General features: G+C 61.3%; 22 protein-coding genes and 1 tRNA gene. 10 read left to right on the top strand and 13 right to left on the bottom strand.

Features of this window, described 5'->3' with window-relative positions; genetic code table 11:
* Positions 1-138 precede the first annotated feature (138 nt).
* Positions 139-212 (bottom strand) — tRNA-Gln (locus tag FPL22_RS15645).
* 158 nt (positions 213-370) lie between these two features.
* Between FPL22_RS15645 and FPL22_RS15640 the strand changes: the two genes are divergently transcribed.
* The 3 genes from FPL22_RS15640 to mntR all read left to right on the top strand — a co-directional run bounded on the left by FPL22_RS15640 (position 371) and on the right by mntR (position 2,438).
* The gene (locus FPL22_RS15640) at positions 371-1,630 is read left to right on the top strand and encodes a Gfo/Idh/MocA family protein (protein ID WP_144353937.1); all 1,260 of its coding nucleotides are present in this window, start codon (positions 371-373) and stop codon (positions 1,628-1,630) included.
* A 67-nt stretch (positions 1,631-1,697) separates the two neighbouring features.
* The gene (locus FPL22_RS15635) at positions 1,698-1,976 is read left to right on the top strand and encodes a hypothetical protein (RefSeq protein WP_144353936.1); all 279 of its coding nucleotides are present in this window, start codon (positions 1,698-1,700) and stop codon (positions 1,974-1,976) included.
* A gap of 36 nt (positions 1,977-2,012) precedes the next feature.
* Positions 2,013-2,438: a transcriptional regulator MntR gene (gene mntR / locus FPL22_RS15630; protein WP_144353935.1), complete on the top strand. Its 426-nt coding sequence runs from the start codon at positions 2,013-2,015 to the stop codon at positions 2,436-2,438.
* 96 nt (positions 2,439-2,534) lie between these two features.
* On the opposite strand, the gene tatC is transcribed toward mntR, so the two are convergent.
* Positions 2,535-3,350, bottom strand: coding sequence for a twin-arginine translocase subunit TatC (tatC, locus tag FPL22_RS15625; RefSeq protein ID WP_238991438.1), 816 nt, complete (start codon positions 3,348-3,350; stop codon positions 2,535-2,537).
* 285 nt (positions 3,351-3,635) lie between these two features.
* Between tatC and FPL22_RS15620 the strand changes: the two genes are divergently transcribed.
* Positions 3,636-3,995, top strand: a complete 360-nt coding sequence (locus tag FPL22_RS15620; RefSeq protein WP_144353934.1) for a DUF5684 domain-containing protein — start codon at positions 3,636-3,638, stop codon at positions 3,993-3,995.
* Positions 3,996-4,074: 79 nt separating this feature from the next.
* On the opposite strand, the gene FPL22_RS15615 is transcribed toward FPL22_RS15620, so the two are convergent.
* Positions 4,075-4,425, bottom strand: coding sequence for a hypothetical protein (locus FPL22_RS15615; RefSeq protein WP_144353933.1), 351 nt, complete (start codon positions 4,423-4,425; stop codon positions 4,075-4,077).
* A gap of 51 nt (positions 4,426-4,476) precedes the next feature.
* On the opposite strand from FPL22_RS15615, the gene FPL22_RS15610 reads away from it, so the two are divergent.
* From FPL22_RS15610 to FPL22_RS15600, 3 genes are all read left to right on the top strand, one after another.
* On the top strand, positions 4,477-4,956 hold the full coding sequence (locus tag FPL22_RS15610; protein WP_144353932.1) for a VOC family protein: 480 nt from the start codon (positions 4,477-4,479) through the stop codon (positions 4,954-4,956).
* 57 nt (positions 4,957-5,013) lie between these two features.
* Entirely contained in the window at positions 5,014-7,410 is a 2,397-nt protein-coding gene (locus tag FPL22_RS15605; RefSeq protein WP_144353931.1) for a tetratricopeptide repeat protein, read from the top strand.
* A 78-nt stretch (positions 7,411-7,488) separates the two neighbouring features.
* Positions 7,489-8,484, top strand: coding sequence for a phosphotransferase family protein (locus FPL22_RS15600; RefSeq protein WP_144353930.1), 996 nt, complete (start codon positions 7,489-7,491; stop codon positions 8,482-8,484).
* Positions 8,485-8,760: 276 nt separating this feature from the next.
* Here the strand turns inward: FPL22_RS15600 and FPL22_RS15595 are convergent, their stop codons facing one another.
* Positions 8,761-9,441 (bottom strand): YceH family protein, encoded by a 681-nt coding sequence (locus FPL22_RS15595; RefSeq protein ID WP_144353929.1) that lies wholly within the window; start codon positions 9,439-9,441, stop codon positions 8,761-8,763.
* Positions 9,442-9,634: 193 nt separating this feature from the next.
* Here FPL22_RS15595 and FPL22_RS15590 point away from each other — a divergent pair, with 193 nt between their 5' ends.
* Positions 9,635-9,943: a hypothetical protein gene (locus FPL22_RS15590; RefSeq protein WP_144353928.1), complete on the top strand. Its 309-nt coding sequence runs from the start codon at positions 9,635-9,637 to the stop codon at positions 9,941-9,943.
* A gap of 11 nt (positions 9,944-9,954) precedes the next feature.
* On the opposite strand, the gene FPL22_RS15585 is transcribed toward FPL22_RS15590, so the two are convergent.
* Positions 9,955-11,880 carry a DNA/RNA helicase domain-containing protein gene (locus tag FPL22_RS15585; RefSeq protein ID WP_144353927.1) on the bottom strand — a complete coding sequence of 642 codons (1,926 nt, stop codon included), beginning with the start codon at positions 11,878-11,880 and terminating at the stop codon, positions 9,955-9,957.
* Between the two features lie 286 nt (positions 11,881-12,166).
* On the opposite strand from FPL22_RS15585, the gene FPL22_RS15580 reads away from it, so the two are divergent.
* Entirely contained in the window at positions 12,167-12,670 is a 504-nt protein-coding gene (locus tag FPL22_RS15580) for a YcxB family protein (protein ID WP_144353926.1), read from the top strand.
* A gap of 593 nt (positions 12,671-13,263) precedes the next feature.
* On the opposite strand, the gene FPL22_RS15575 is transcribed toward FPL22_RS15580, so the two are convergent.
* The 8 genes from FPL22_RS15575 to FPL22_RS15540 all read right to left on the bottom strand — a co-directional run bounded on the left by FPL22_RS15575 (position 13,264) and on the right by FPL22_RS15540 (position 23,487).
* Positions 13,264-13,680, bottom strand: coding sequence for a hypothetical protein (locus FPL22_RS15575; protein WP_144353925.1), 417 nt, complete (start codon positions 13,678-13,680; stop codon positions 13,264-13,266).
* Between the two features lie 62 nt (positions 13,681-13,742).
* Complete coding sequence (ligD, locus tag FPL22_RS15570) at positions 13,743-14,666, bottom strand: non-homologous end-joining DNA ligase (protein WP_144353924.1); 924 nt, start codon at positions 14,664-14,666, stop codon at positions 13,743-13,745.
* Positions 14,667-14,677: 11 nt separating this feature from the next.
* On the bottom strand, positions 14,678-16,306 hold the full coding sequence (ligD, locus tag FPL22_RS15565) for a non-homologous end-joining DNA ligase (RefSeq protein ID WP_144353923.1): 1,629 nt from the start codon (positions 16,304-16,306) through the stop codon (positions 14,678-14,680).
* 27 nt (positions 16,307-16,333) lie between these two features.
* Complete coding sequence (ku, locus tag FPL22_RS15560) at positions 16,334-17,179, bottom strand: non-homologous end joining protein Ku (RefSeq protein ID WP_144353922.1); 846 nt, start codon at positions 17,177-17,179, stop codon at positions 16,334-16,336.
* A gap of 356 nt (positions 17,180-17,535) precedes the next feature.
* Positions 17,536-18,759 carry a Bcr/CflA family multidrug efflux MFS transporter gene (locus FPL22_RS15555; protein ID WP_144353921.1) on the bottom strand — a complete coding sequence of 408 codons (1,224 nt, stop codon included), beginning with the start codon at positions 18,757-18,759 and terminating at the stop codon, positions 17,536-17,538.
* A gap of 139 nt (positions 18,760-18,898) precedes the next feature.
* Complete coding sequence (locus FPL22_RS15550) at positions 18,899-19,996, bottom strand: collagen-binding domain-containing protein (RefSeq protein WP_162525334.1); 1,098 nt, start codon at positions 19,994-19,996, stop codon at positions 18,899-18,901.
* Between the two features lie 150 nt (positions 19,997-20,146).
* Positions 20,147-21,910, bottom strand: coding sequence for a tetratricopeptide repeat protein (locus tag FPL22_RS15545; protein WP_144353919.1), 1,764 nt, complete (start codon positions 21,908-21,910; stop codon positions 20,147-20,149).
* 11 nt (positions 21,911-21,921) lie between these two features.
* Positions 21,922-23,487, bottom strand: coding sequence for an exosortase/archaeosortase family protein (locus FPL22_RS15540; protein ID WP_144353918.1), 1,566 nt, complete (start codon positions 23,485-23,487; stop codon positions 21,922-21,924).
* 107 nt (positions 23,488-23,594) lie between these two features.
* Between FPL22_RS15540 and FPL22_RS15535 the strand changes: the two genes are divergently transcribed.
* Positions 23,595-24,728, top strand: a complete 1,134-nt coding sequence (locus FPL22_RS15535; protein WP_162525333.1) for a cation:proton antiporter — start codon at positions 23,595-23,597, stop codon at positions 24,726-24,728.
* The last annotated feature ends 5 nt before the right edge of the window (positions 24,729-24,733 follow it).

Here is a 24,733-nt window from a genome sequence, read left to right as displayed (position 1 = left end):
GCTCGGGGTGCGGCGCTGCCAGCACTGTTCACACGCGTTTTAGCGGCATAATACCGGTGCGCAATCTTTTGGCCGAGTGGCCGAATCCGCAAAACGCTCCTTGGCGGGAGCAACTTCGCCCTTCCGGTGCGTCCTCATTGGCTGCCCGACATGGATTCGAACCATGACTAGGTGAGTCAAAGTCACCTGTGCTGCCATTACACCATCAGGCAATGAGGAAGGGGCAATTTGCCCCGCGCGTCCCATGCGTCAAGGCCTGAGATAGTCCGCGCCTTGACTCTGCCCCCTTCACTTCCGATTTCTATCGGTTTACCAAGCCCGTTTTCCACGACTCCATGATGACCTTCCGTCCTCTTATCCTGCCAACTCGATGAAACCGCCCATTCGCATCGGTATCATCGGCCTTGGAGGCTACGCCGGCGCCCATCACAACAGCGTCGTTCAACTGGAAGCCCAAGGCCATGCCCGCCTCGTGTGCACCTGCGACCCGCAGGCCGAGGCGTTCGCCGCCCAGCAGGAGTCCTACGAATTTGCCCGCCGTGGAGTGAAAGTGTTCGCCGATTATCGTCCGATGCTCGAGGCCCACGGCCATGAACTCGATATGCTGGTGGTCCCCACGCCCATTTCCCTGCACGCCGAGATGCACCGCGCCGGAGTCGAACGCGGCATCGCCGTCTATCTCGAAAAACCGCCGACCCTCGATTACCGCGAGCTCGAGCGAATGATCGCCACGGATCGCACCGCGAAAAAAACCACGCTGGTCGGCTTTAATTTCATCATCGAAAAGGCCCGCCTCGCCCTCAAGCAGCGCATCATCTCCGGCGAATTCGGTCCTCTGCGCGAGACCCGCCTCAACGCCCAGTGGCCGCGGCCTTACAGCTATTTTGCCCGCAACAACTGGGCCGGCCGTCTGCTCGCGCCCGATGGAGGCGTGGTCCTCGACTCGTGCTTTGGCAACGCGATGGCCCACTTCGTCCACAACCTGCTGTTTTGGGCCGGCGATTCCACCTTGATGAGCTGGGGGCAGCCCGAAACCGCCCGCGCCGAGCTTTATCGCGCCCACGCCATCGAGGGCGCCGACACGTTTTTCGTCGAGTCTCGCACGACCTCCGGCGTCGTGATGCGTTTTGCCCTCACCCACGCTTGCGAAGGCGCCAGCTTGCAGACCGAGACCGTCGTCTGCGAAAAAGCCTCGATCCATTACATCGTCGGCCAGCACGCCGAAATTCGCTGGAACGACGGGCGCGTCGAGCCGGTTGCACTGGAGCCGTTCAACGCGCTCCACGAAAACCACCTCGATTATTACCGCTACCTGCGCGGTGAGACGTCGCGCCCCGCCACCACGCTCGTCGATTCGCGGCCTTTCGTTGTGCTGAACAACCTCGCCTACGTCTCCAGCGGCGAGATCACCCCGTTCCCCGCCGGTCTGGTTAAATCCATCACCCACCCCCACGACGCGCAAAACTACCTCGCCGTCGACGGGCTGCCCGACGCGTTGGCCGATTTCCTTGCCCACGGTCGCTGGCCCGGCTCCGCCCTCGGCTGGCGCACCGGTTCACCCGCGGCGTTGGTCACTCCGGCCGATCTGCCGCGCTTCATTCCCACCCTAGAGGCGCTCGCCGCCCGCTAACTCTCTGCCCGCCGCCCATAAAAAACGGGTGGACAACCCCGCTCGCAACGCCTCTCGTTCACCTATCATGTCGCAGCAGCCCGCTTCCCAATCTCCCGATATCAAGCTCGAGAAACTCACCACGCCGGTCGGCATGGTGGTCGACGCCATTCTCGTCATCGGGTTCTTCATTTTCCTGTTCGGTTTGCTGAAGTCCCACGTGCCGTCCAACGACCCGTTCATGGTGTTCGTGTGGGCCGGCCTCACCTCCGCCTGTATGAGCGGCGTGTTCTGGCTCGCGATTCAGATGTTCCGCGTCGTCCTCAGCGCGCAGATTCTGGCCAACAAAAAGAAGCAGCAGCGCTAACGCGCCCTGCGCGGCCACGCGGCACTCTTTCACCTCGTGGCCGAGCAACCCACCCCGCCCCCGCGCACGACCTCCGCGGTGGAGGACTACCTCGAACGCATCAGCGAACTCATCAAGACCAAGGGTTACGCCCGGGTCGTTGACATCGCAGCCGAGTTAAAAATCTCCCAGGCCAGCGTCACCACCATGGTGCAGCGCCTCGATGGAGAAGGCCTCGTCAAATACGAGAAATACCGTGGCATGGTCCTCACGAGCGCCGGCGAAGAAGTCGCCGCCCGCATCGCCCACCGCCACGAGTTGCTCACCAATTTCCTGACACTCCTCGGCCTGGGCAAAACCGTCGTCGATCACGACGTCGAAGGCATGGAGCACCACGTGAGCGTCGAAACCTTCGACGCCTTGGAAAAACTCAACCGCTACCTCGAGACCCATCCCGAGGTGCTGGCGGCGATCAAGAAGTAAGCGCTCGTCCGCCCCGCGGTATCTCCTCGCCGCCCATTTGGTTGTTATGCGTCACCCACGCATCCGCCCGCGGCCGGCGCCCATGCGCCGAACCGATTACACCTCGATGGCCGCCTCGCGTTTACGTTTCTCCACACGGGCACCCGCAATGATCGCAAGTTCAAAAAGCACGTAGAGCGGCACCGCCATCATCGTCTGCGTAAACGGATCCGGCGTCGGCGTGACGATCGCCGCGATGACAAAGATCACCACGATGGCGTGACGGCGGAACTTGCGCAGCGTGGCCACCTTCAAAAAGCCCAGATACACCGCCAGCACGATGAGCAACGGAAACTCAAACGAAGCGCCCACGCCCATCACCAGCCAGAGCAGCAGGCTGTAGTAACTCGCCGGCGTCCACCGCATCACGAAGCCGAACATGTCGTTGATCTCCACCGCCACCCGCAGCGTGCTCGGCACGAGCAGGAAAAAGCTGAACGACGCGCCCATCAAAAACAGGAACATGGCCGAGAGGCACACCGGCAGCACGGCCTTCAGTTCCTTCTCGGAAAGCGCCGGCGCGACGAATTGTCCGATAAAAAAAAGCATGAACGGAGCCGCCAGCATGAAGCCGCCCATCGTGCACATCTGGATGATGACCGAGAACCCTTCCATCGGCGCGCTCGTGCCCAGGTCGAGCACCAGCTTGGCGTTTTCCGCGCGCACGTGGTTGAGCGGCCACATCAGCACATCGTTGGACTCCTTCAGGAAAATACCGATGAGGCAGGCGAACACCACGAAGGCGATCGCGCACTTCACCAGCGTGCCGCGCAACTCGTCCAGATGCTCGAGAAACCCCATGGGCTTCTCACGGGTCGAGATGTCGTCTTCGGACATCTCGTAGTCGTCATCTGATGAATTGCGGTCGCTCACGATGGGTTAAAAGAAGCGAGATGGTGTGAACTTTGTCCACGAACGGAAGCGAGGAATCACATCTTGGACGATAAGCGTGACCCAATCTTTTCGATAGATCTCCGCCCGTTCATCGATGCGGCACATTTTGCGTTTTCAAAATCCGCGCCCGCCGAGGCCGTTAAATTTCGCGTCAAATTCGCCCTGAATGACTTAATAACTTGCGGCTATCTTTCGCAAAATTATGGCTTCAACCGCCGGTAATCCACGCCGGCTTCACTTCAACTCACCACACTTCACACCATCATGGAAGCAATCGTCGGTCTTTTCATCGGCCTCTTATATCTGGCCTTCATCATATTCGTATTCGCTGGCGTCTGGAAGGTCTTCACCAAGGCCGGCCAACCCGGCTGGGCCTCGCTGATCCCGATCTACAACCTTTACATCATGATCAAGATCACCGGCCGCGAGGGTTGGTGGTTGCTGCTGTTCTTCATTCCCTTCGTGAACGTCGTGATCGCGATCATCATCGCGATCGATCTCGCCAAGGTCTTCGGCAAGGGCACCGGCTTCGGTCTCGGCCTGGCTTTCCTGGGCTTTATCTTCTACCCGATCCTCGGCTTCGGATCCGCCACCTACCAGGGCGCCCCGGTGAAGATCGTCTGATCAACCACCCCGTCCTTCGTTAGCGAAAACCGCGCCTTCACCGGCGCGGTTTTTTTGCGCCTGTTGCCAACCGCTCCCGTCAGTCGAACGCCTTCAGGTTAAACGCCAAATAATTATCCAGCTCCAACACGCTGTTGAACTCCGTCCGGTTCTTTTCGATCCGGGCCAGCAGCGCTTCCATCGCCGCGACCAGCTTCAGGTAATCTTCACGGCGCGCCGCATTCGTCAGCGCGCTCGCATCCCTGGCCTCGGCCATATCCCGCTTCGGGTGGTCGTTTTTGTATCCATCGTAGTCGTTGCGGAATTCATACAACGCCGCCGTGACCATGCCCGACGGCTGCGCACGCGCCATCCGGTCGCGTCCGATAAGCAACACCGCGAGGGCTGCCGCTTTGATCCGATCGTCGTTTGATTTGATTTTAACGCCCATGAGAGTCCCGTGTGTATCAACGCGCACCCGCCCGCACGCAATCTTCGCTTCATGCCAACACTCAATCCCGCCGTCCGCATCGGTCACGTTCACCTCAAGGTCGCCGATCTCGACCGCGCCCTCGCCTTCTACTGCGGCGTCCTCGGCTTCGAGATTCAACAACGCTTCGGCACGCAGGCCGCGTTTATCTCCGCCGGCGGTTATCACCACCACATCGGTCTCAACACGTGGGAAAGCCGTGGCGGCACCCCGCCCGCGCCCGGCACCACCGGCCTCTACCACACCGCGATTCTCTACCCGGACCGCGCCACGCTGGCCGACGCCCTGCGTCGCCTCGTCACCGCCGGCATCAAGATCGATGGTGCCGCCGACCACGGTGTGAGCGAAGCGATTTACCTCCGCGACCCCGATCAGAATGGCGTCGAACTTTATCGCGACCGTCCCCAGTCCGAATGGCCGCGCACGCCGAACGGCGAGCTCGCCATGTTCAGTCACCCGCTCGATCTGGACGCTTTGCTCGCCGAGGTCTGAACGCCCCGACGGTTTGTGCGTTGAGCCGCCAGATTTCATCTGCTGCATTCGCAGCGCATGACTTTCACGCGCCCGCGTCCGTCCTCGCTCACCGCCACCTGCGGACTCCTGTCGTTGTCCGCGCTTCTCCTGGCCGCCACCGCCCGCGCCGAGAATCCCTACAACTACCGATACGGCACGATGGCCCACGAGAACGCCCGCGCGTCCAACGCCTACAACGACCGCATCAACGCCCCCGTCACCAACCGCGCCGGCTACACACCCGACTTTTCGAGCACGATTAATCAGATCCGCCAGACGATGGGCACCAAGGCCCCGTTCGACAGCCGCACCGGCAGCGAGCGCTACCAGGACGAACAACGCGCCGCGGAAGCGCGTATGTGGGCCAAGGCCAGTGAAGAAATCGCCAAACTCCCTCGCCCCTCCGCCCCGCCCAAGCCCGCTCTACTGACCACCCTGCGCGCCGAAGCCAATGACGGCAACGTCGAGACCATGCACCGTCTCGGCACCATTTTGTTCTACGCCTTCGATGGCACCGACACCAAGGCCGAGGGCCTCGCCTGGTTCAAACGCGCCGCCGCCCGGGGCGACGCCAAAGCCACCAACGAACTTCTCTCCATTTACCTCGGGAAATCCGCCTACGCCGACTTCCCCGCCGCCGTCCAAATCTTCACCGACAAAGCCCGCGCCGGTGACGACCACTGCACCCGCCAGCTCGCCGATGCCTACCTCACCGGCATTCCCGGCAAACTCGAAGCCAACCCACAAAAAGCCGTCGAATTCCTCGAACTCGGCGCCGCCCGCGGCGAGGGCTACTGCGGCATCACCCTCGGCCGCGCCTACCGCGACGGACAACTCCTCCCCAAGAACGTCGCTCAGGACAGCGCCAAGGCCATCGCCACCTATCGCCAGTTGATCGAGGTCCAGCGCGCCCACCCCGAGCTCAAATCCTACAACTACTACACCGGTTCCGCCGGTTGGGAATGGTTTCAACTCGAGCTCGCCGCCCGCCCCGATCTCGCCGGCATCCCCGCCGACACCCTCTCCCTCTGGGAATTCGCAGCCACGCGCGGAGAGTTATCCACCGTCGCCTCCACTCACCGCCTCGCCGCCGCCCTCGGCGCGCTTTACGACGAGGGCAAGGTCGTGCCCCGCGACGCCGACAAAGCCCTGCTCTTCCATAGCATCTCCGTCTCCGGCTTCACCGAAGGCTCCAAGACCGATCCCGAGTGGAATGCCGTCATCTTCGACGATGTCCGCCAGTCCCGCGTCCTTGCATTGGTCGCCGACCGTCTTCTCGCCCGCCCCCAACCGTGGCCGCCTATCAGCATGCTTGGCACCATCGCCCCCGCCACCAAGGCAAACGTTTCCGATCTCTACGGAGCGGCCGTTAACTTCGCCAAACGCTCCAAAGTCCCCTTCCCGCATCCTTCGCTGATGCTCTACCGGCTCTCCGCCGACCCCGCCTACAAACTCACCAGCGACACCACGAAGTGGATCCCGTTCTTGGCCGAATCCCTCGAACTCGGCGAAGTCCCCGCCGAACCCGCCACCGCCGATTCCGCCGACTACGCCGCGCTCCTCTACGAACACGCAGTCCTCGTCCGAGCCGAATCCTATGAAGGCATCCAAAAATCCATCGCCGCTTTTCAGGTGTCATGGGCCCGCGGATACACGCCCGCCGCCCTTCCCCTCGCCGAACTCACCGACGACGGCTATCTCCCCGGCGGACGTGACGCCGCCAAGCAACTCGCCCGCGCCGGTGCTGAAAAAGGCGACCCCTACTGCGCCGCCCAGCTCGGCAGCTGGCTCACCGGCGAACTTGTCGCCCAGCCCAAACCCGACCCCGCCCTCGTCGCCGAATCCCGCCGCTGGCTCCGTCAGGCCTTCAAAGCCAATATCGAACGCGTCACCGAAGACCTCGCCGACAACTACGCCGCGAACGGCGACTACCGCCAAGCCGCCCTCAACTACCGCGTAGGCCTGCGCCAGGCACCGTCCCCCCGGCTTCAAGCCGGTTACGCCGAACTCCTCGCCGCGGGCAAAGGCGACGAGAAGCCCGATCCCAAAAAAGCGTTTGAACTACTCAAGACCGCCGCCACCGAAGACCCGCGCTACCTCGTCCGCCTCGCCCAAGTGATCGAACGTGCCGAATGGGGCGCGACCAAAGACATGAATGAAGTCCGCGAACTTCTCGAACGCGCGCTCTACGGTGCCAGCGAATGGAAGGCGGGCATCGAGCTCGCCCGCATTTATCACACGGGAGTCGACGGAGAGAAAAACGAAGACCGTGCCGCCAACATGCTCCGCGCCGCCGGCGAACGCGGCGGCGCCGAAGCCGCGCTGGCCGTCGCCGCCGCCTACGAAAAAGGCGACATCATCGACAAAGATCCTACCCAAGTCGCCTACTGGAAAAAAGTCGCCATCGAAGGCATCAACCTCGACCCCGGTTAACCCCCCTCAGTCCTCCGTTCCCCGTTCTCCGATTACTCGCTACCCGCTACTCACTACTCGCTACTTCTTAGCTTCCCCGTGCTCCCCAGCCTCCTTCCGAGACCCCCGACCGATTTCCAACAACCGCCCACCGCCGCGGAAATCACCGCGTTCGCCGCACGCCTCCTCGGACCCGACGCAATGATCACCGAAGCCGTCGAACTCGGCGGCGGCGCCTTCAACAACACCTTCCGCCTCACCACCGCCGACGGACGCCGCTCGATCCTGCGCATCTCCCCGCCACCCGCGCACCCGCTGATCTTCCACGTCGAGCACCACCTGCTCCGCCGCGAACACAGTCTCACGCCCTGGCTCTCCGCCGTCTCCGAATTCCTCCCGCGCACCCTCGCCACCGACTTCAGCCACGAAATCTGCCCCCGCGACGCCATCCTCAGCGAATTCATCGAAGGCGAAAACTGGGACGCCGTCATGCCCACGCTCACGCCCGTCGACAACGACGCCCTCTGGCGCGAACTCGCCGCCCTCCTCCGCCGCATCCACGCCACCCCCGCGCCCCACTTCGGTTGGAAGTCCCCCGCGACGCCTCACCCCCGCTGGAGCGACTTCATCCTAGGCAACATCCGCGGACTTCTCGCCGACTGCCAAAAGCTCGGCCTGCCCGACACCGAAGCCCGCGTTTGGACCGCCGTCGCCGAACGCTGCGCCCCCGCCCTCGATCTCATCTCCGAACCCCGCGTCCTCCACGGTGACCCTTGGCCCAAAAACGTCCTCATCCGCCGCGACGACGGAGCCCCGCGTATCGTCGCCTTGCTCGACCACGAACGCGGCGGCTTCGGCGACCCGCAAAGCGAATGGGTCTTCCACGGCTGCGACTTCCCTCCGGTTTTTTGGGAAGCCTACGGCCCGCGCCCTACCGACTCCGCGTCCCAAATCCGCGCCCACCTCTACCGAGGCACCATCGCCATCCAATGCCTCCTCGAAAGCACCCGCTACCCCGACGTGGACACCGCCACCCCGCGCCAGCATCTCACCACCGCCACCCAAAAGCTTCAGAACCTGCTAACCAAACTCTAGCCTCCGGTCACACTCCGGCGGCATCAGCCGGCCTCCGATCAATCGTGAAGGCCATTGGCCGAAACCACTCCCAGCGAATCGCCCCATTGGGCGATTCCATTAGTGGTTAAAAACTCCGTCCTCCGACCTCCGTCTACTCGCTACCCACTATCCGCTACTCTCCAAAGCCCATGCATCTCGGATCGGAAACTTAGCGCCTTGGCGTCTTTGCGTTTCAAATCCGGTTCCGTCCTCCGATCTCTCAACTCTCAGCACTCAACTCTCAACCATCCGATCCTAAGCTCCAAGAGAACGCTTCAACTCTCCCAGCTCCGCTCGCAGCTGCCCGACTTCGCCCTCCAACGCCGCCAGCCTCCGCTCCACCTCGGGCGGCAACGTCATCGTCACGGTCACCGGCTCGGTGCCGGCCCCCGACTCCAGCGCCGGTTCACCCGTGAGCAACTGCACCCAACGCGCCTCCTTCTGCCCCGCCTGACGCGGCAGCTTGCGCACCAACGCCCCCGCCGGACGCCCCGCCAGCTCCGACAAGATCAATTCAAACTCCGCCGCCGCCGGCATCGCGAACAACCGCTCAGCATTGCCCCGCAACCCCGCGGCCGTCTGCGCCCCGCGCAACAGCAACTCGCCCAACACCGCCCGCGCCGCGGTTTCGAGCGGATGATAAACCTCGTCGAGCTTCTGCCGGTATTTGGTCACCCGCGCATCGGCGCCGGAAAACGCGACCACGAGCCGCTGCCCACGCAATTCATCCAGAGCGACCTCGACCTCGCGTGACGACACCTCGATCACCGGATCGCGATTGCTCTTCTGGTTACACGCATTGACCAGCGTATTCATGGTGAGCGGATACACGTCAGGCGTGGCCAGTTCCTTCTCGATCAAACACCCCAGCACCCGCGCCGCGAGAGGCGAGAGCGGGACAACATCAGTAACCGGCTGAGTGGGCATAGAATCCATGCGACCATGAAGCCGACCACAAAGCACGGCGCAAGAAACCCCTCCGAAATTTGTGGGAGCGAGCTTGCTCGCGATGGTTTTCCTCCGCCCCCTTCACCTTAAACTTCCCCCTTAAACTGCACGTTGCCGCGCAATGTGCTTTATGACTCATCGTCCATTAACTTTTAAGTCATAAATCCGGTATGCTGTCCGGATGCCTAAAACCAAAGCACCCGCGACCACATCAAATAAATATGTTTTCGCACTCTTAATAGACACAGTCTGCCAAGGCCCCATGCCCTCTTGGTATGATGAAAACGGAGACCCTGTAATTTACTCCACTAGACGCAAAGCACAGGAGGAAATCGCTGACACTCAAATGGAATATTGGCGGCAGTTCATGGCACTTGAGCGTCCTTTTGAAGATGCCGCCAATATCGATGATTATATCGTTAAAGTGCGCCGCCTAGCCGATCGAACGATTCAAACGAAAGATGGACGCATTTTCGGAAAGCAGCACTAAGCGACCGATTTCTAGCCTAGCACTTCGCATCCCGCCTCGACGAGAAACGCATAAGTCTCGTCGAGCTCAGAAATGATCGCCGGCAAACAGAGAATCATACCTTCGCGGCCGCGCGTGAGTAGCACGCGGTAGGCATTGCGACGCAATTGGAGAGGATTCTTAACGGCCGATTTTTTCTGATACTGCTTAGCTTGCGACGCATCCCACTCGCCGGCCTTTTTCAGAAAATCATTTCCCCATACAACGAGCGTATGATCTAGCTCCAATCCTTGAGCCGAAAACTCCGTAATCGCCCCCTGCAAGCGACGGCACGAACTCGGTGAGTTCTCGGGCTCGGCATACCAAGGACCTGTTCTCAAAAACCGAGAGGCATCAACACCAGTCAGGTCCAAGTTTTTATCGCGGCTGGAGGCCAGTAATCCGAAACGAGCGTCAGGAGTGTGCCGATATTTCTCCCACAAGAACTGGCGGGCACGATCAAGGCTACGCGTAATTCGGATTTGATAACCTTCGTGGATCAAACTTTGGGCAAGTTTGGCCAACGTCGATGCAGGCACAGTATCCCCAACAATACCTGCGGCCCAGTCGCTCAACCCGGCAGCAAAGTGAAATCTCACAGATTTCGCCAAATGTAATTCCTCGTAACCGCTAAACTTTGCTTTCGTGCCCGCGAAGACCGACCGGAACGTCTCAGGTGCGACGACCTCCCATTCTAGGGATGATTTATTGACCGCCTCTGCCCAAAGCCCAACGCCACCTTCCTCTCCGGAATGGATCTCCTGTCCAGTCCCGATCAAACCCATCACCACGCTCCATCCGGGCACCTTTTCCGCAAAGCGAACAAACGTTTCAGGCTCAGACACAGCCGATGCATCTTTATGTTTGGTCCTAACTTTATGCTCATCCCAAGCCCGCTGAGCTTCATCAAAAATCAAAACGTGATGCGGAGGCGGACCGGATTTCTTTTTCGAGTAACGTTCGACGAACTCCTTCACGCCCCGAACAAAAACACGTCCATCGCCACCTGCCCGTTTCAACTCATATTGAAGCACGTCAACCAGAGGTCCGTTGCCTGAAAGGAAAACCGCAGGCGATGTGGGTTTAGCACCTGCAGCATTGACCTCAGCGAGATCATCCAAAAACGACTCATGCGCGATTTGAAGGCCGACAAACGTTTTCCCTGCACCAGGAACACCGCTGACCAAAACTAACTTCCGGCGCTTCTGTTTGTGCGCGTCATGAATTTCAGCGACGACCCGATTCACCGCGCCACGAGTTACGTCATCAATACGTTTGATACGCGGCAGAGCATTATTGGCAAAAAACTGTCGTGCCGCTTGGACAAGAGACGGGGCAGGCTGGCAGACCTCGGGGGCAATGAACTTATCAACCGGTATAGGTTCCGATTCGTTCGGTCGATCAAACCGCGCAACCGCATCCCGTAGTCGGGATAGATGAGTCAGGGTATGAAACTCACGGACTTTGTCGGGTAAAAGTTCGCCGTATGAAACCAGCAAACTATGCACGCGCACCTGCTCCTCACCGCACAGCGAGTGATACCAATATAACCGGCGAGCGTAGTCTGCGGCCTGCTCGATGTAATCGGGCTGGTAGTTCCCGTCTCCTTTCAACTCAACCACCAGCACCGCGCCAGAAATGAGCAGCACGGCGTCCACTCGTTTGGAACTCTCAGGCATCAGATATTCCAGCACGGCCCCGTAACTCACGGCTCGCGGTTGTGTGGTAAGAAAGCCGGCACACTCGTTTTGCAGCGGCTTAATGTAGCCTTTCCAAGCTCGAAACTGCTCTGGAGACGCATCGCTAATATATGCGCTCAATGAGCCAATTACTTCATCGATCGTCGCTCCTTGAAAAATCGGGAAACTACTAGCCCAACCACATGAATCGTTGGCTAGATTTCTCGTAATTTGCTCCATTAGTTAATGGCTCACAGACATAAGGAGACGTGTCGAGGTTCAGATTGATCCGATCCACGCCACGCAGCCCAAGACCAACGCAGAGTTCTGGCAGACCAAGATTCCAAGAACCAAGCCCGCGACCGTTTTCGTCACCCGCACCCTCCGCCTCGCCGGCTGGCGGGTGATGCGTATCTGGGAGCATCAACTCTCCCGTAAAACGAGCGGTGTCTTTTGGCACGTTTGCGGCGCTACGGACTCGCGTTAATGAATTGAACGGGGGGCTTGCAGTCGGTTTTTTGCCGATATGAAGCTTCGTTACACGCTCACGCGTTGGGATTTGTTCAGGGCTCAACTGCGGGGATTTATGTGTAACAACCGGGCTCTGCTTTGGCTGATACTGATCGCAGCCATTTACATGTTCTACACGTCTATGACCGGAAGTTACACGGCCGATCATTCGCTAGTCGTAAAACTACTCACGGCTTTCATGATGGTGTGCGTCGTAATCGGTGCTGCCTTCTTGGGAGGAATGACCGTGACCGTATTGAATCTTTTTTTATCCAAGGGAAAGGGCGTGCTGGGCGAACATACCTTGGAGGTGACCGAAGAGGGGCTGGAAGAACGCACCGAGTTCAATGTGTCTCTGCAGCGGTGGAACGGGATTCCGCGGGTGCTGAAGATTGGCCGGTCATACATGATATATATCACGGATGCCTCTGCTCATGTCATACCGCCGCCATCCGGCATACTGGAGGGCGACGCGGAGCAGTTCATCGCTACGGTTCGTGCCAAGATCAAAACAGACTGAAAGCTCGAGAACGGGCGGAGCAGCAAAACCGGCAACTTGGTGTAATTGGCGGCGCTTGCTGGCCCGACTTCGGCGGGCCGGAATGCTGGTTTGAATGATTCCCCAAGGAATTGGCGTCACTTCCAAGCAAGTTATGCTCAAACCATAACAAGTTAACACTCCTCGGATGTCCGCCAGAGCTCCACGGAGGATTTTTAATGCTCCACGGATGGAACTTAAGCCTCCTCTTTTACCCGTTAGTGATCCCCGGAAGACCGTTAGGTATCCACCGATGGCGGTTAAGCCTCCTCGGCTGTCGGTTAAGCTTCCTCCATTAAAAATTAGCATCCCACGGCATCCGGTTAAGATCCCTCGGTCACCGTTTAGGATTCCTCGGATAGCAGATAAGCACCCACGGCTGGCAGATATCTCATATCGCCGACGTCATACCTCATACCGTCGAGGCCATACCTTATATGGGCTCGTTCTAATGACATATCAGCTCGTCCATATGACATAGGCACGAGCGCCTTTAAGCGGGGAAGCTGTCCCTATGACCGGGGTAGCCGTGCCCGGCTTAAATAAGCCAGCACCCAAGCACACCCGGTTCGCGGTCAGCGTCGGGGGTTGAGGGCTTTGATCCACTTGAGCGCCGCGGCGTTTTCGCCCTTCCAGGCAACCGCCTTGCCGTCGAGCGTGATGCGGGCGGCCCAGACGTCCTTCATGTTTCTCGGTCCTTCCGGTCTCACCACCACGGCCTGGGTAAAATTGAGGGTGCGGATGTAATACCCCGTATAACCGACTTCGAATTTATCGGGAGAATCCATTTCGATGTAAAAGACCTCCACCATCGGCTTCTTGGACAACTCCTCTTCACTCAGCCCTACCACCACTTCAACGGTGCGTTCATGGAGATATTTTCCGTCCACGAGCGTCGTCGAGGCCTTGGTCTCACGCGCGGTCGTCAGCACCGCCGCCGGCAAGTGACCACCCAGGCAAAAGACGAAGAGCAGTAAGCAGAGGGGTTTCATAGAAACCAACGCATCAAACTCCGCCTCTCTTCACACGCTCTTTCTCTGCCGCCTCATCCCGATCACATCTTCAAGCGACTCAGCGCCGGCAGCTTTTGCTTCAGCGTCAGCACGGCGGCGAAGAGGTCGCCGTGTTTTTTGACGCGCTTGAGGACATCGGTTGTTTCGAAGGTGAGGAGCCTGGCGTTCTTTTTCTTCAACGCGGCTTCCACTTCCTTCCACGTCACCGGAGTCGAAACCGTCGGGTGTGCCTTCGCGCGGAGCGAATAGACGTTCACCGTGGTCTTGTGGTCGTCGTTCTGGCTCCAGTCCACCAGCACCTTTCCTTTGCGCAGGCTTTTCTTCATGTCCGACACCACGAGGTCGGGCAGTTCGCGCGCCAGCAACTCCGCCACCGCATGGGCGAAGGCCTTGGTCTTTGCGTAGGTCACCGGCGTGTTCAGCGGCACATAAATCTGCAGGCCTTTTGAGCCGGACGTCTTGGGAAAACTCTCCAGTCCGAGCGCGTCGAAGAGCGCCTTCAACTTCAGGCCCACGTGCGCACAAGTGAGGATGTCGGCCGGCAGGCCCGGATCGAGGTCGAAGGCCAGCGCGTTCGGGCGTCCGATAGCCGGAGCCTTGTGCAGGAAGGTGTGCAGCTCCAGGTCGGCGAGGTTGGCCGCCCACACCAGAGCGGGCAGGTCGCTCATCACGCAGTAATGGATGTCGGTGCCGTCGGACTTAGGAACGTCGGTGGTCTTGATCCACTTGGGGCGGTGCGGCGGACACTGTTTCTCGTAGAAGAAAAATCCGTCCACCCCGTCGGGATAACGCTTGAGCGTGATCGGCCGTTTTTTGAGATGCGGCAGGAGGTGCTTCGATATCTTGATGTAGTAATCAATCACGTCGCCCTTGGTGAATCCGGTTTCCGGATACATCACTTTCTGAAGGTTGCTCACCTCCACGGTTGTGCCGTCCACGTCGAGCTGGGTTTTGATGGAAGCCATGGCAGGACGGGTCAGGCGGCGGCTTTTTCGCGGACGACCTCCGCGGCGGACTTGTCCTCGCGCAGGCCGAGGAAGACGGGCTGGCGCAGGCTGCCGTCGCGCGTCCACTCGGAGAAACGCACCTGGCACACGAGCACCGGCTTGATCCAGCGGCAGGTTTTCATGACGGAGGCGGTGATGGTCTGCCCGTAGCGCGAGGTTTTCGTCTCGGGCAGATTGTCGAACGGACACGACTCGCGGAGCAGTTTTTGAAAACGGTCATGCAGGGCGCGCAGCAACGCATGGTTGAAACCCGTGCCGACCTTGGCGGTGAACAGGAGCTTCTTCCCTTGGTGCACACCGATGAGCAGCGCGCCAAAATGCGTGCGGCTGCCGGCGGGCGGCGTGTAGCCGCCGATGACGAACTCCTGCTCGTGGTGGAGCTTGAGCTTGATCCACGCGCCGCTGCGCCGGCCGGTTTCATACGGGGAATCGGTGCGCTTGCCGATCAGGCCCTCGAGCCCGACCGACTGCGCCTGCTTCAGGAGCGCGTCCACATCGGAGCCCAGCGAGGCGGAGTAACGGATCACGCCGGCGGTCTTGCGCCCGAGGAGCTTTTTGAGGCGCGCCTTGCGCTCGGCGAGCGGGAGATCCACGAGGCTCTCACCGTTGAGACGAAGCAGGTCGAACACGTAGTAATGGAGCGGCGGCTTCGCGTCACCGAGTTCGTAGGCCTGCAGGAGCTGGAACGAAGAGCGGCCCTGATCGTCGAGGGCGACAATCTCTCCGTCGATGATCGCGTCGTCCACGCCGAGGGCGGCCACGGCGGCGGCGACCTCCGGGAATTTTTCCGCGAGGTCCTTTTCGTTGCGCGAGAGCAGCTGAGTGCCGGCGGCATTTTTCAGCGCGAGCGCGCGGAAGCCGTCGAACTTGATCTCATACGTCCAGTCGCCGGCGGGCGGCGAATCGGCCAAGCGGGCCTTCATCGGCTCGACGAATTTCAGTGGCGCAACGCGGGGCGCGGGGCGGGCCTTGGGTTTCGCGGTGGCAGGTGCCGCGACAGACTTGGTTTTGCGCGGCTTGGCAGCGGGCGCAGGTTTTGATTCCCACACCTGGTCGCTTTCGCCGAGCGCCTTCATGGATTTGCCGGAGAGAACGGAGGTGTCGTCCTGCTTCGCGGAAACCGGCTTCATGTCGTCGCCGCCGCGGATGAGCAGCCACTGGTTGGCCTCGGGATCGCGGATGCGGACGAGATACCAGGCGCCTTTCAGTTTTTTGCCCTTAAGGGTGAAGTGGAGTTTGCCGCCGGCGAGGTCCTTGCCCGGGGTGGCGGTGTCGGGCGTGAACCTGCCGCGATCCCACACCATCACGGTGCCGCCGCCATATTGCCCCTTGGGAATGGTCCCCTCGAAATCAATGTAGGACACGGGGTGATCCTCGACATGGACGGCCAGACGTTTCTCGCCATGTGCGAAGGGAATGCCCTTGGGGACGGCCCAGGATTTCAACGTGCCATCGATCTCCAGGCGGAAGTCGTAGTGCAGGCGCGAGGCGGCGTGTTTCTGGATGACGAAACGGTAGGATTTGCCCTCCGCGATTTTGCCGCGCGGCTCGGCGGTCTTCTTAAAGTCGCGCTTCTTGATGTAGGCCTTGAGCGACATGACGTGAGCGCGACTACGTTGAGTAGCTCAGGCCGCCTTGCGCTTGGACGCAGATTTACCGGCGGGCTTTTTCTTCGCGGCGGGCTGCGGCTTCTTTTTGTTTTCGGCGAGGCTCTGTTGAAGCACGGCGACGAGATCGATGACGTTGGACGCACGCTTGGATTTCGCAGCCGGCTCAGCCTTGGTGTGGCGGCCTTGGTGCTTCACCTTGTCCTCGATGATCTTTTCGAGGACCTCGTGGTATTCATCCTGATAGTCTTCGGGTTCCCACGGGGCGGTCATGGTCTCGATCAAGGAGCGAGCCATTTTGAGCTCCTTCGCGCCGGGAGCGGCTTTGGCGGGGGTTTTGAAATCCGCAGTCTCGAGCAGGTCTTCGGGATAATGCATCAGCTCGAGCATGAGGCCCTTCTCCTGCGGCTTGATGGCGGCGAGGTGCTGGCGGGTTTTGATGACGACCTTGGCGATACCGATCTTGCCGGTGGCGACCAACGCTTCGCGCAGGAGCACGTAAGCTTTTTCGCCACCCTTGGTCGCCTCCATGTAATACGGCTTGTTGAAAAGCAGCGGGTTCACCTCGGACAATTTCACGAAGTGAAGGATGTCGACGGTCTGGGTGGCTTCGACATCGACGCGGGCAAAATCTTCGTCCTTCAGCACGACGAACTTCCCCTTCTCGTGTTCGTAGCCTTTGACGATCTGGGCCCACGGCACCTCTTTGCCGTCGGCCTCGGCGACACGCTTGTAATTAACGGGGCTATGGTCGGAGGCGCGCAGCAGGCGGAACTTCAACTCCTCGCGACGAAGCGCGGGAAAAAGGGAGACGGGAATATTGACCAGACCAAAGCTGATCGCGCCTTTCCAGATAGCTCTCATGCGGAAAGCTTACTCTGGTGAGAGTTTTTCAACCATCGGTGGCTCCACGCAGGCACGCATGGGAGAAAATCCACGATGATGAGAAGCCGAATCAAAAGGTCTTAACGCATTGGCGATCTTCGCCTCGTAAAAATAAGTTGGCCGGTCGCCTACCCCTAAGCGACCGGCCATTTGCTTTCTAGGTTACCCCAAAATGTCCCTGCTAAGCAGGAACGAGGAGAACAATTGCATCGTTCATGCCAACGTCAACACGCGGGATGAACAAACTCACAGATTTCTCATAAAAGTTTTAACCCAATCTTAACCTACTGATCATCAACAAGCCAAAATCCAGCTCGGGCGCTGCCAAAAATCACTCAACCCCGCGCAATCGTGCGCAGGATTATCCAACCGCCCAGCGCGCACCCCGCCACGCTGGCCGTCATGGGGAACGCCGTGCCGTCGTGAAACACGCCGACCAGCGCACCGGCAGTGGCGCCCAACACGAATTGCACGGTGCCCAACAGAGCGGATGCACTGCCGGCAATCTCGCCGAAGGGAGTCATCGCCAGCGCCGCGACATTGGGGAAAATCACACCGGCGGCCGAGAGGCTCAGGAAGAGCAAGGCGATCATCAGAGGGAGTCCGCCCCACCCGGTCGCCCCGACTCCGGCGAGCGCGAGGCCGACGACGGCGTTGACCAAAAATGCCACCGAGATCACCTGCCACGAGGTGTAGCGGTTGAGCAGCCAGCGGTTGATCTGCGACGCGGCGATCAGACCGGCGGCGTTGAACCCGAAGACGAAGGCGTATTGCTGCGGCGTGAGTTTAAAGAGCTCGATGAAGACAAACGACGAGCCCGACAGGTAGGCAAAGATGCCTCCGAGCGTGCAACCCGACGCAAGCGCCGGTCCGATGAAGCGGCGATCCGTGAGCAGGCGTCCGTAAGTCTTGAGCGCACGCCCTACGCCGACCGGCGAACGCGACTCGCGCGGGAGCGACTCGGGCAGCCAGATCAGGATCGCCACGGTGCACGCGATACCGATGCCCGCGAGCACCCAGAAAATCCCCCGCCAGCCGGTGAAATTGAGCAGTTGTCCGCCGAGCGTGGGCGCCAGGATCGGCGACACGCCGAGGATCAGCATCAGCACCGAATGCACGCGCGCCGAATCCTTCTCGCCGAACAGATCGCGCACCACCGCCCGCGGAATCACCATGCTGGCCGAGCCGCCGAGCGCCATGATCAGCCGCCAGATGAGCAGGCTCTTCATCGACTGCGCATAGGCGCAGCCCACCGCCGCGACCACGAAGATGGCCATGCCAATGAGCAGCGGCCAGCGGCGTCCCCAGCGATCAACAATCGGCCCGTAGAGCGCCTGGCCCGCGGCGACACCGATCAAGAAAACCGAGAGTGTGAGTTGCACCGCGCCAAGATCGACGCCCACATCGCGCGCGATCCACGGCAGCGCGGGCAGATACATGTCGATCGCGAGCGGCCCCAGCGCGGTGAGCGCGCCCAGCACGAGGACGAGCAGGCGCCCGGCCGGAATGACGGGAGCGGACGACGGGCGGGCGGCGGCGATCGGAACGTGGCTTTCCATGTGGAGCCGCTCACAGAGCGGACCGGCCCCCATCAAGCAACTGCGGGCTGCGGATAATCACGCGATTTACCCCGTGCGTAACAGTTGCAGGACCGCGCGCCACTGCGCGTCACCGAGGCGCAGCACGCGTTAGGGCGCCTCAGGCGCGACGACGGCGGTTGCGGCGCATGGCCATCATGACGGCGCAACCGGCGATACCAAACAATCCCCAAGTGCCCGGCTCGGGCACGGCGGAGAACGAAACCGGCGCACTGAACTCGGTGTAGTGGAGTTCGCCGCCATTATGCGTGTAGCTGCCGGCAATGATCTGGCCGTTGGTGGCGGTGCCGTTGTTGTTTTTAACATCGACCAGCGGGGCGAGCACGCTGCCGTTGAAGGTCGAGCCGTCTTTGCCGAGCGTGACGGTGCCGGTGTTGCCGTTGGACGGAATGATGTTCCAGAGCAGGCGCGAGTTGCTGTCGGTATCCGTATTGGTGTTGATGCCGTCCAACAGGGTTTTGCCGCCGAAGTTCACGACGTTGATCACGTAAACCATGTCGGCGGGGATGTTCACCGCGAAGTTGCTGATGCGCTCGTTGTTCTGGTCGAAGACGCCGTCGCCGTTGGCGTCGTAGATCGTGCCTTGGAACTTGCTGCCATCGAGGGTGAACACGGCCACGCCGGAGGTCTGGCCGTTGGTGTTGAAGGTCATGTTCTGGCCGGACACGCCGATGGTGCCGGTCGAGGAGGCCGCCGCGAGGGCGTTGGAGACGTTGACCAAGCTGCTGTTAAGGGCGGCCCAGTTCCAAGGCGCACCGCCCGAGGTCGAACGCGGATCAGTGCCGGCCAGCGGGTCTGAGGAACCGCCCGTATAGACCTTGCCGCCGCTTGAAAGCGTCAGGCGTTTATCGGCCGCATTCCACGTTCCGGTGGCATTCGGCAAGTAAGCGTAGCCGTTCTTGATGCGGATTTCCTGATTACCGGTGAGGTTCAGCTGTCCGGCGACGTAAAAGGTCGGTTTGGAGCCCGCGCTGGAATGCTCGGCCCATTGCGAATCGCCGCCGCTGATCGTCAGGTTGCCGCCCACCGCGATACCGCCCTGGGTGTCACCGTAGTTACCGCCCACGGTGGCGTTGCCCATCGTCATCACGCCATAACCGCTGGTCAGCTGGTCAAAGGTCGCAATCTGTTGTTCCAAGCCGGCCTGCACAGGCGCGCCCAAGAATGGAATAATGGCCAGTGCGGCCAAGAAAGCCATATAGGGTGAAGTCCTCATTTTGTGAGCAGACAGAGTGTCCAGATTTCCATCTGTCAACAGTGTCTTCCCCTCCCGTCTTTCGACCCAACTTCGCTCGTGTTTAACCGTTTATTTACCAAAGCCTAACAGGACTCACTTACTTGCATTAAATTATTTCACAGCACGCCCTAATTTGCGTTCGGCGGCGTCCAGCAAGGCGTTCTCTTCCGGCAGCAGTCCGGCACGACGGGCAAACAACAGCGCGGCACGGGCTTCATCCGCCCGCGAAGGTTCGCCGGCCAGCACTACCACCCGCCAATAAGCGATATCCGGACGGGAGCGGACTGCGGCCGGAATCGCGTCTAGGAGCGCGAGGGCGGGAGCGCGGCGTTTGGCGCGGGCGTGGATAGCCGCAGCCAGCGCCTGATCGAGCGGCGAGGCCTTGGGTTGCTCACCGCGCTGGATGGCACCGCGGGCGGAGTCGGGCGTGATCCGGTCCAGCGCCAATCCGAGCGAGATCCACGTGCGCGCAAACTCCGGATCATCCGGACGCGCCTGCGCCCAGCTGCCGTAAAGTTGCCACAACTTCATCGTGTCGCCTTGCGCGGAATACCGGTTGCGCAAGGCCAGATACACCCAATGCGTCTTCGGCTGGCGCTTCAGGATTTCCTGGAGAACGCGCTCGTTGCCCTCGGCGTCGCCCCAGATGTCGGCCAGCGTCGCCAGGCCGGTGAGCGCCTGCACGGATTCGCCGCACGCGGTCAGCGCGTCCTCCCACGTGGCGCGACCGCGGGACTTTTGGTAACGCAGGCGCTGGAGTTGCGCTGCGACGGACAACCTCACCGCGTCGGGCGGCAACGGCCCTAGGCCACCCGCCAGCAACAACGGCTCCAACCGGTCGTAATCCTCCAGCTCCGCGCTCAGGCCCGCCGCCACGCGCAGGACGGAGGGTGCGTTACGTTTTTCATCCGGCAGACCTTCGATCCACACCAGTGCTTCACGACGCAGGCGCACATCGCCCAGCCAGCGCGCCACGAGCGCAACATCGGCGGCATCGCCCGCCGCGGCGGCTTCCTGGAGACCTTGTAACAACGCCTGCCAGCCGGCCGGTTCGCCTGCGGCCGCGGCCACCGATGAACCGCGCACGCCGAGACGTTGCGTGAGCAAATCCACCACGACGCGTGCCCGGTCGCCATCGCGGATGCGGGCGGCATGCTTGAGCAACTCCAACGAAGCCCGCACCCGCGCCTCGGGCACCAGCGTGAGTTGCTCCAAATCCGCGAGGGCCAGCGCCTGCTTTCGTTCATCGGTCTGCCACACGCGCACGGCCGCGAGATTGAAACGCGCAATCGCATCCTTCGGCTCCGCAGCCACGAGCGCTTCAAGGTGGGTTTCGAGATCGGCTTCCGACCCCGTCGCCATCGCCACCGCCGCCGCCAGCCGGTGAAACGCCGCGTCCCGACGCGCCGCTTCGTCGATCGTATCCAGCGCCTCGTGGGCGACATCAATCTGACCAAAGCGCAACGCCTCGCCCACGAGCGCGAGCCGCATGGTCATGTCACCGGGCGCCAGCCGCACCGCGTTTTCACGCGCCACGATCGCCTGCGGCGAACCCAGCTCGGCGAGGCGGTCGGATACCTCGCGCCACGTTGCCAGATCCATCGGCGCGAGTTCGGTCGCGCGCTTCAACGCCAGCATCGAGCTACGGTAGTCCTGACGCTCCGCGTAGTCCATCGCCTGGGACATGGCGCGCTGATACCGCCATTTATCCCACACCGGACGCCCCGCGACATACCCGACGCCCGCCAAAATAAGCACGACCACGCCAATCACCGCCGCGCGGATCATCGCAAACTGCCCCTCATAGATCCGCCCGCGCCAGTTTCTATAACGCAGCACGAGCGCGGTTTTTTTCTTTCGCAGGCGTTCGATCATGTGCGGAAACACTAACGCCGTTGCATCAAGGTCAACACCGCGTCGCGCAAAGAGTGCGCGGCGCTCTCGTCATCGGGTTCACCCTGCACGAAAAAAATCAACTGCTCGCGCTCGTCGTTGCGCAGCCCCGCACGCACCCGCTCCCAGCGAAGTTGCGTGATATCCCCGCCCTGCAAGCGCGTGGAGTCGGCCCGCCCCGCCCGCGTGCTCCACAGACAGAACCACACATGCTGCGTCATCAGCCCCTGACGAAACCGCACAAAACGAAACGGCACTTCGATCCCGTCCACTGTCACGCGTTCATCGGGCAGCTCCGCTTCCTCCACCGCGCCGACCGACGGTAAACATACCCGTGGATCATGGACCTCGGGCATGCCGATGCGAGCCAGATCCGCGCTCCACCGGAAGGCAAACGCCAGCAACTGCCGCGAGGGTGCCGTCAATTCGCGCGCAAACGAATCACCGCTTTCGTAACGCAGGATCTCCGCCGATTGCGCGGGCACTTCCACCGCGCTCCAACCTGAATCCGCCGCGGGGGCGAGCGACCAGCTTACCCGTTGCTCGGCAATTCCCTGTTCGTGCGCCCCATACCACACCTGCGTGCCGACCTCGCCCACCGCCACACAGGCCACGGCCAACGCCAACGGACGCCACGCGGGCGCACGCACACCGGTGTTCACCTCAGCAACCGGCTCGATCTCAGCCGCCGGCTGACGACTCCCCACCCGCTCCGACCACAGCCACACCAACGCCAGCGTCACGAACAACGCGATCACGCCAGCCGGATCATGCCAGCGTTCTTCCACCGCAGGTCCGCGATTGGCAAACACCCAGGTCAGCACCGTGGTGCGCACGATGTTCACCAGCAGCGCCGCGAGAATTGCACCGCCCAACAGCACCAGGCGCCGGCGCAGGCGAAAGCGATCCATCTCACCAAGAAACAGCGCCATCATGATAACTGTCTGCAACGACCGCAGTCCGCTGCACGCTTCATTCACGCCGACCATGCCGCGAGCCACTTCGATCACGTTGCCCTGCACCATCGCGGGCGTGCCGGAAAAATTCACCAGCTCCGCCGCGATCACCGCGTTGAAATGCATCAGCGTGTGCATGACTGGCTCGTAGATAAACGTCGGCCATTTCAACGCCGTCAGCATCAACACCAGCACCGGCGCCGCCTTGCGCGCACCGTGCCAGCCATGCCCCATCGCAATCACCGCAAGGGTCAGCACCAGTGCCGCGCCCGTGCCCGCCCAAACCGCTTTCGGCCATAGCGGATTTGCCTCCAGCACCACGAGCGCCAGCGCCAGCACCACCGCGGCGGTGCCGGCGATTCCGGATGCTCCGCGCGCGGCGGCGACCGCCGGCTTCGTCCATTCATCGCGTCGCTGCCATAACAACCACGCGACCAGCACCGGCACACCAAAGCCAAACAGCTGCTCCGTTTCGGAGCGCCACATGCGCGCCAACCGCCACAGCAAGGGCGTCCAGATCAGCACCAACAATCCCCACGACCAGCCATGCGCCGGAGCTGCCGGGCGCGTCCCCGCGGATGACTGGATTTCTACCGTGGCCATGGAATTTATTCAACAAGGGGTCACGTCGCTCGAAACCTGCAAGGGGTAAATCATCGCTTGCACCCGCCGCGCGCCAGCCCACAACACGGCCAGCCCACCGCACTAACATGAACGAGATCGAGATCATCATCTGCCTCATCCTGCTGTTCATGGGCGTGCCCGACCTGTGCCGGGTCTTGCGGCGGCCCTCGCTGGCCTACCCCGTGTTTGTGCTCTTCGGACTCTTGCTTGCCCCCATCGCCCACGCCGACGTGCGGCAGATGCTCGTGCAAGCCGGCCAGGTCGGCTTCTTACTGCTGCTCTTCGAAGTCGGCCTCGAAATCGACCTGCCCAAATTCCGCGATTTCCTGCCTACGTTGCGCCGCGCAGCACTTTGGGCGTTGGTGCAATACCCGGTGATCCTCGCACTCGGCCAGCTCGCCGGACTCCAATGGCTCGGGTGCTTCATCGCTTGCGCGGCCTTCACGGGCTGCTCGGTCGGCATGGGATATCTCGGCTGGAAACATTATCCCGGCCTCACCGACGAACCCCGCCGCCGCGTGCTGCTGCTCATGCTCGCGTTGGAAATCATCGCGATCGTTCTGCTCGCCGGAGAAACCGCTCTCTTCGAAAAAGGCCTCAGTTGGTTCGTCGTGCTCAAACTCGCGGGTATCGGCACCACCGTTTATCTCATCAGTCGTTTCGCAGCGCGCCTCGATTCAGTTTTCAACCTCATCCTCAAAACCGCCACGCACTGGCGCATGCACCTGATCGTCCTCGCCGTGCTGATCATCTGCGCCGTCGGTGACCGCCTCGGACTCGCCGCCACCAAGACCGCGTTTTTCCTCGGGCTCTTCATGAGCCGGATCGAACACGACGGACAACCCCTGGAGGATTTCATCGCCCCGATCAGCCGGCGGTTTCTCATCCCGATTTTCTTCTTCGCGCTCGGTCTGCAGATCGAGTGGCAGTATCTGTTCTCCGTCACCGGGGTTGTCGCCATCGCCACCGCCGCCCTGCTCATCGGCTGGCGGCTGGTCATTCACTGCCGCATCGTTGCAACGGGCGGAGACGACCGTTCGTTCCTGTTGCTGTGCCCCAATCTCACCATCGTCGCACTGGCCTCGCACACGTTGCTCACCGCCGGCAACGCCCCGCGTGCCGCCGCCTGGATGGTTCTCGTCGGTCTCTTCATGACGATCCCCGCCATCCTGCTGCTGCCCAAAGTTTCCCTCGCCGACACCAAACAACCGGCCCACTGAGCACG

This window comes from Rariglobus hedericola (assembly GCF_007559335.1).
In the GTDB taxonomy this organism is placed as follows: Bacteria; Verrucomicrobiota; Verrucomicrobiia; order Opitutales; family Opitutaceae; genus Rariglobus; species Rariglobus hedericola.
The sequence above is the reverse complement of the archived record's forward strand: the minus strand, read 5'-3'. Positions and strand labels throughout refer to the sequence as shown.

Coding starts and splice junctions, on each gene's coding strand:
- FPL22_RS15640 (WP_144353937.1), top strand. CDS start 371: ATGAAACCGCCCATTCGCATCGGTATCATCGGCCTTGGAGGCTACGCC.
- FPL22_RS15635 (WP_144353936.1), top strand. CDS start 1,698: ATGTCGCAGCAGCCCGCTTCCCAATCTCCCGATATCAAGCTCGAGAAA.
- FPL22_RS15620 (WP_144353934.1), top strand. CDS start 3,636: ATGGAAGCAATCGTCGGTCTTTTCATCGGCCTCTTATATCTGGCCTTC.
- FPL22_RS15615 (WP_144353933.1), bottom strand. CDS start 4,425: ATGGGCGTTAAAATCAAATCAAACGACGATCGGATCAAAGCGGCAGCC.
- FPL22_RS15610 (WP_144353932.1), top strand. CDS start 4,477: ATGCCAACACTCAATCCCGCCGTCCGCATCGGTCACGTTCACCTCAAG.
- FPL22_RS15605 (WP_144353931.1), top strand. CDS start 5,014: ATGACTTTCACGCGCCCGCGTCCGTCCTCGCTCACCGCCACCTGCGGA.
- FPL22_RS15595 (WP_144353929.1), bottom strand. CDS start 9,441: ATGGATTCTATGCCCACTCAGCCGGTTACTGATGTTGTCCCGCTCTCG.
- FPL22_RS15590 (WP_144353928.1), top strand. CDS start 9,635: ATGCCTAAAACCAAAGCACCCGCGACCACATCAAATAAATATGTTTTC.
- FPL22_RS15585 (WP_144353927.1), bottom strand. CDS start 11,880: ATGGAGCAAATTACGAGAAATCTAGCCAACGATTCATGTGGTTGGGCT.
- FPL22_RS15580 (WP_144353926.1), top strand. CDS start 12,167: ATGAAGCTTCGTTACACGCTCACGCGTTGGGATTTGTTCAGGGCTCAA.
- FPL22_RS15575 (WP_144353925.1), bottom strand. CDS start 13,680: ATGAAACCCCTCTGCTTACTGCTCTTCGTCTTTTGCCTGGGTGGTCAC.
- ligD (WP_144353924.1), bottom strand. CDS start 14,666: ATGGCTTCCATCAAAACCCAGCTCGACGTGGACGGCACAACCGTGGAG.
- ligD (WP_144353923.1), bottom strand. CDS start 16,306: ATGTCGCTCAAGGCCTACATCAAGAAGCGCGACTTTAAGAAGACCGCC.
- ku (WP_144353922.1), bottom strand. CDS start 17,179: ATGAGAGCTATCTGGAAAGGCGCGATCAGCTTTGGTCTGGTCAATATT.
- FPL22_RS15555 (WP_144353921.1), bottom strand. CDS start 18,759: ATGGAAAGCCACGTTCCGATCGCCGCCGCCCGCCCGTCGTCCGCTCCC.
- FPL22_RS15550 (WP_162525334.1), bottom strand. CDS start 19,996: ATGGCTTTCTTGGCCGCACTGGCCATTATTCCATTCTTGGGCGCGCCT.
- FPL22_RS15545 (WP_144353919.1), bottom strand. CDS start 21,910: ATGATCGAACGCCTGCGAAAGAAAAAAACCGCGCTCGTGCTGCGTTAT.
- FPL22_RS15540 (WP_144353918.1), bottom strand. CDS start 23,487: ATGGCCACGGTAGAAATCCAGTCATCCGCGGGGACGCGCCCGGCAGCT.
- FPL22_RS15535 (WP_162525333.1), top strand. CDS start 23,595: ATGAACGAGATCGAGATCATCATCTGCCTCATCCTGCTGTTCATGGGC.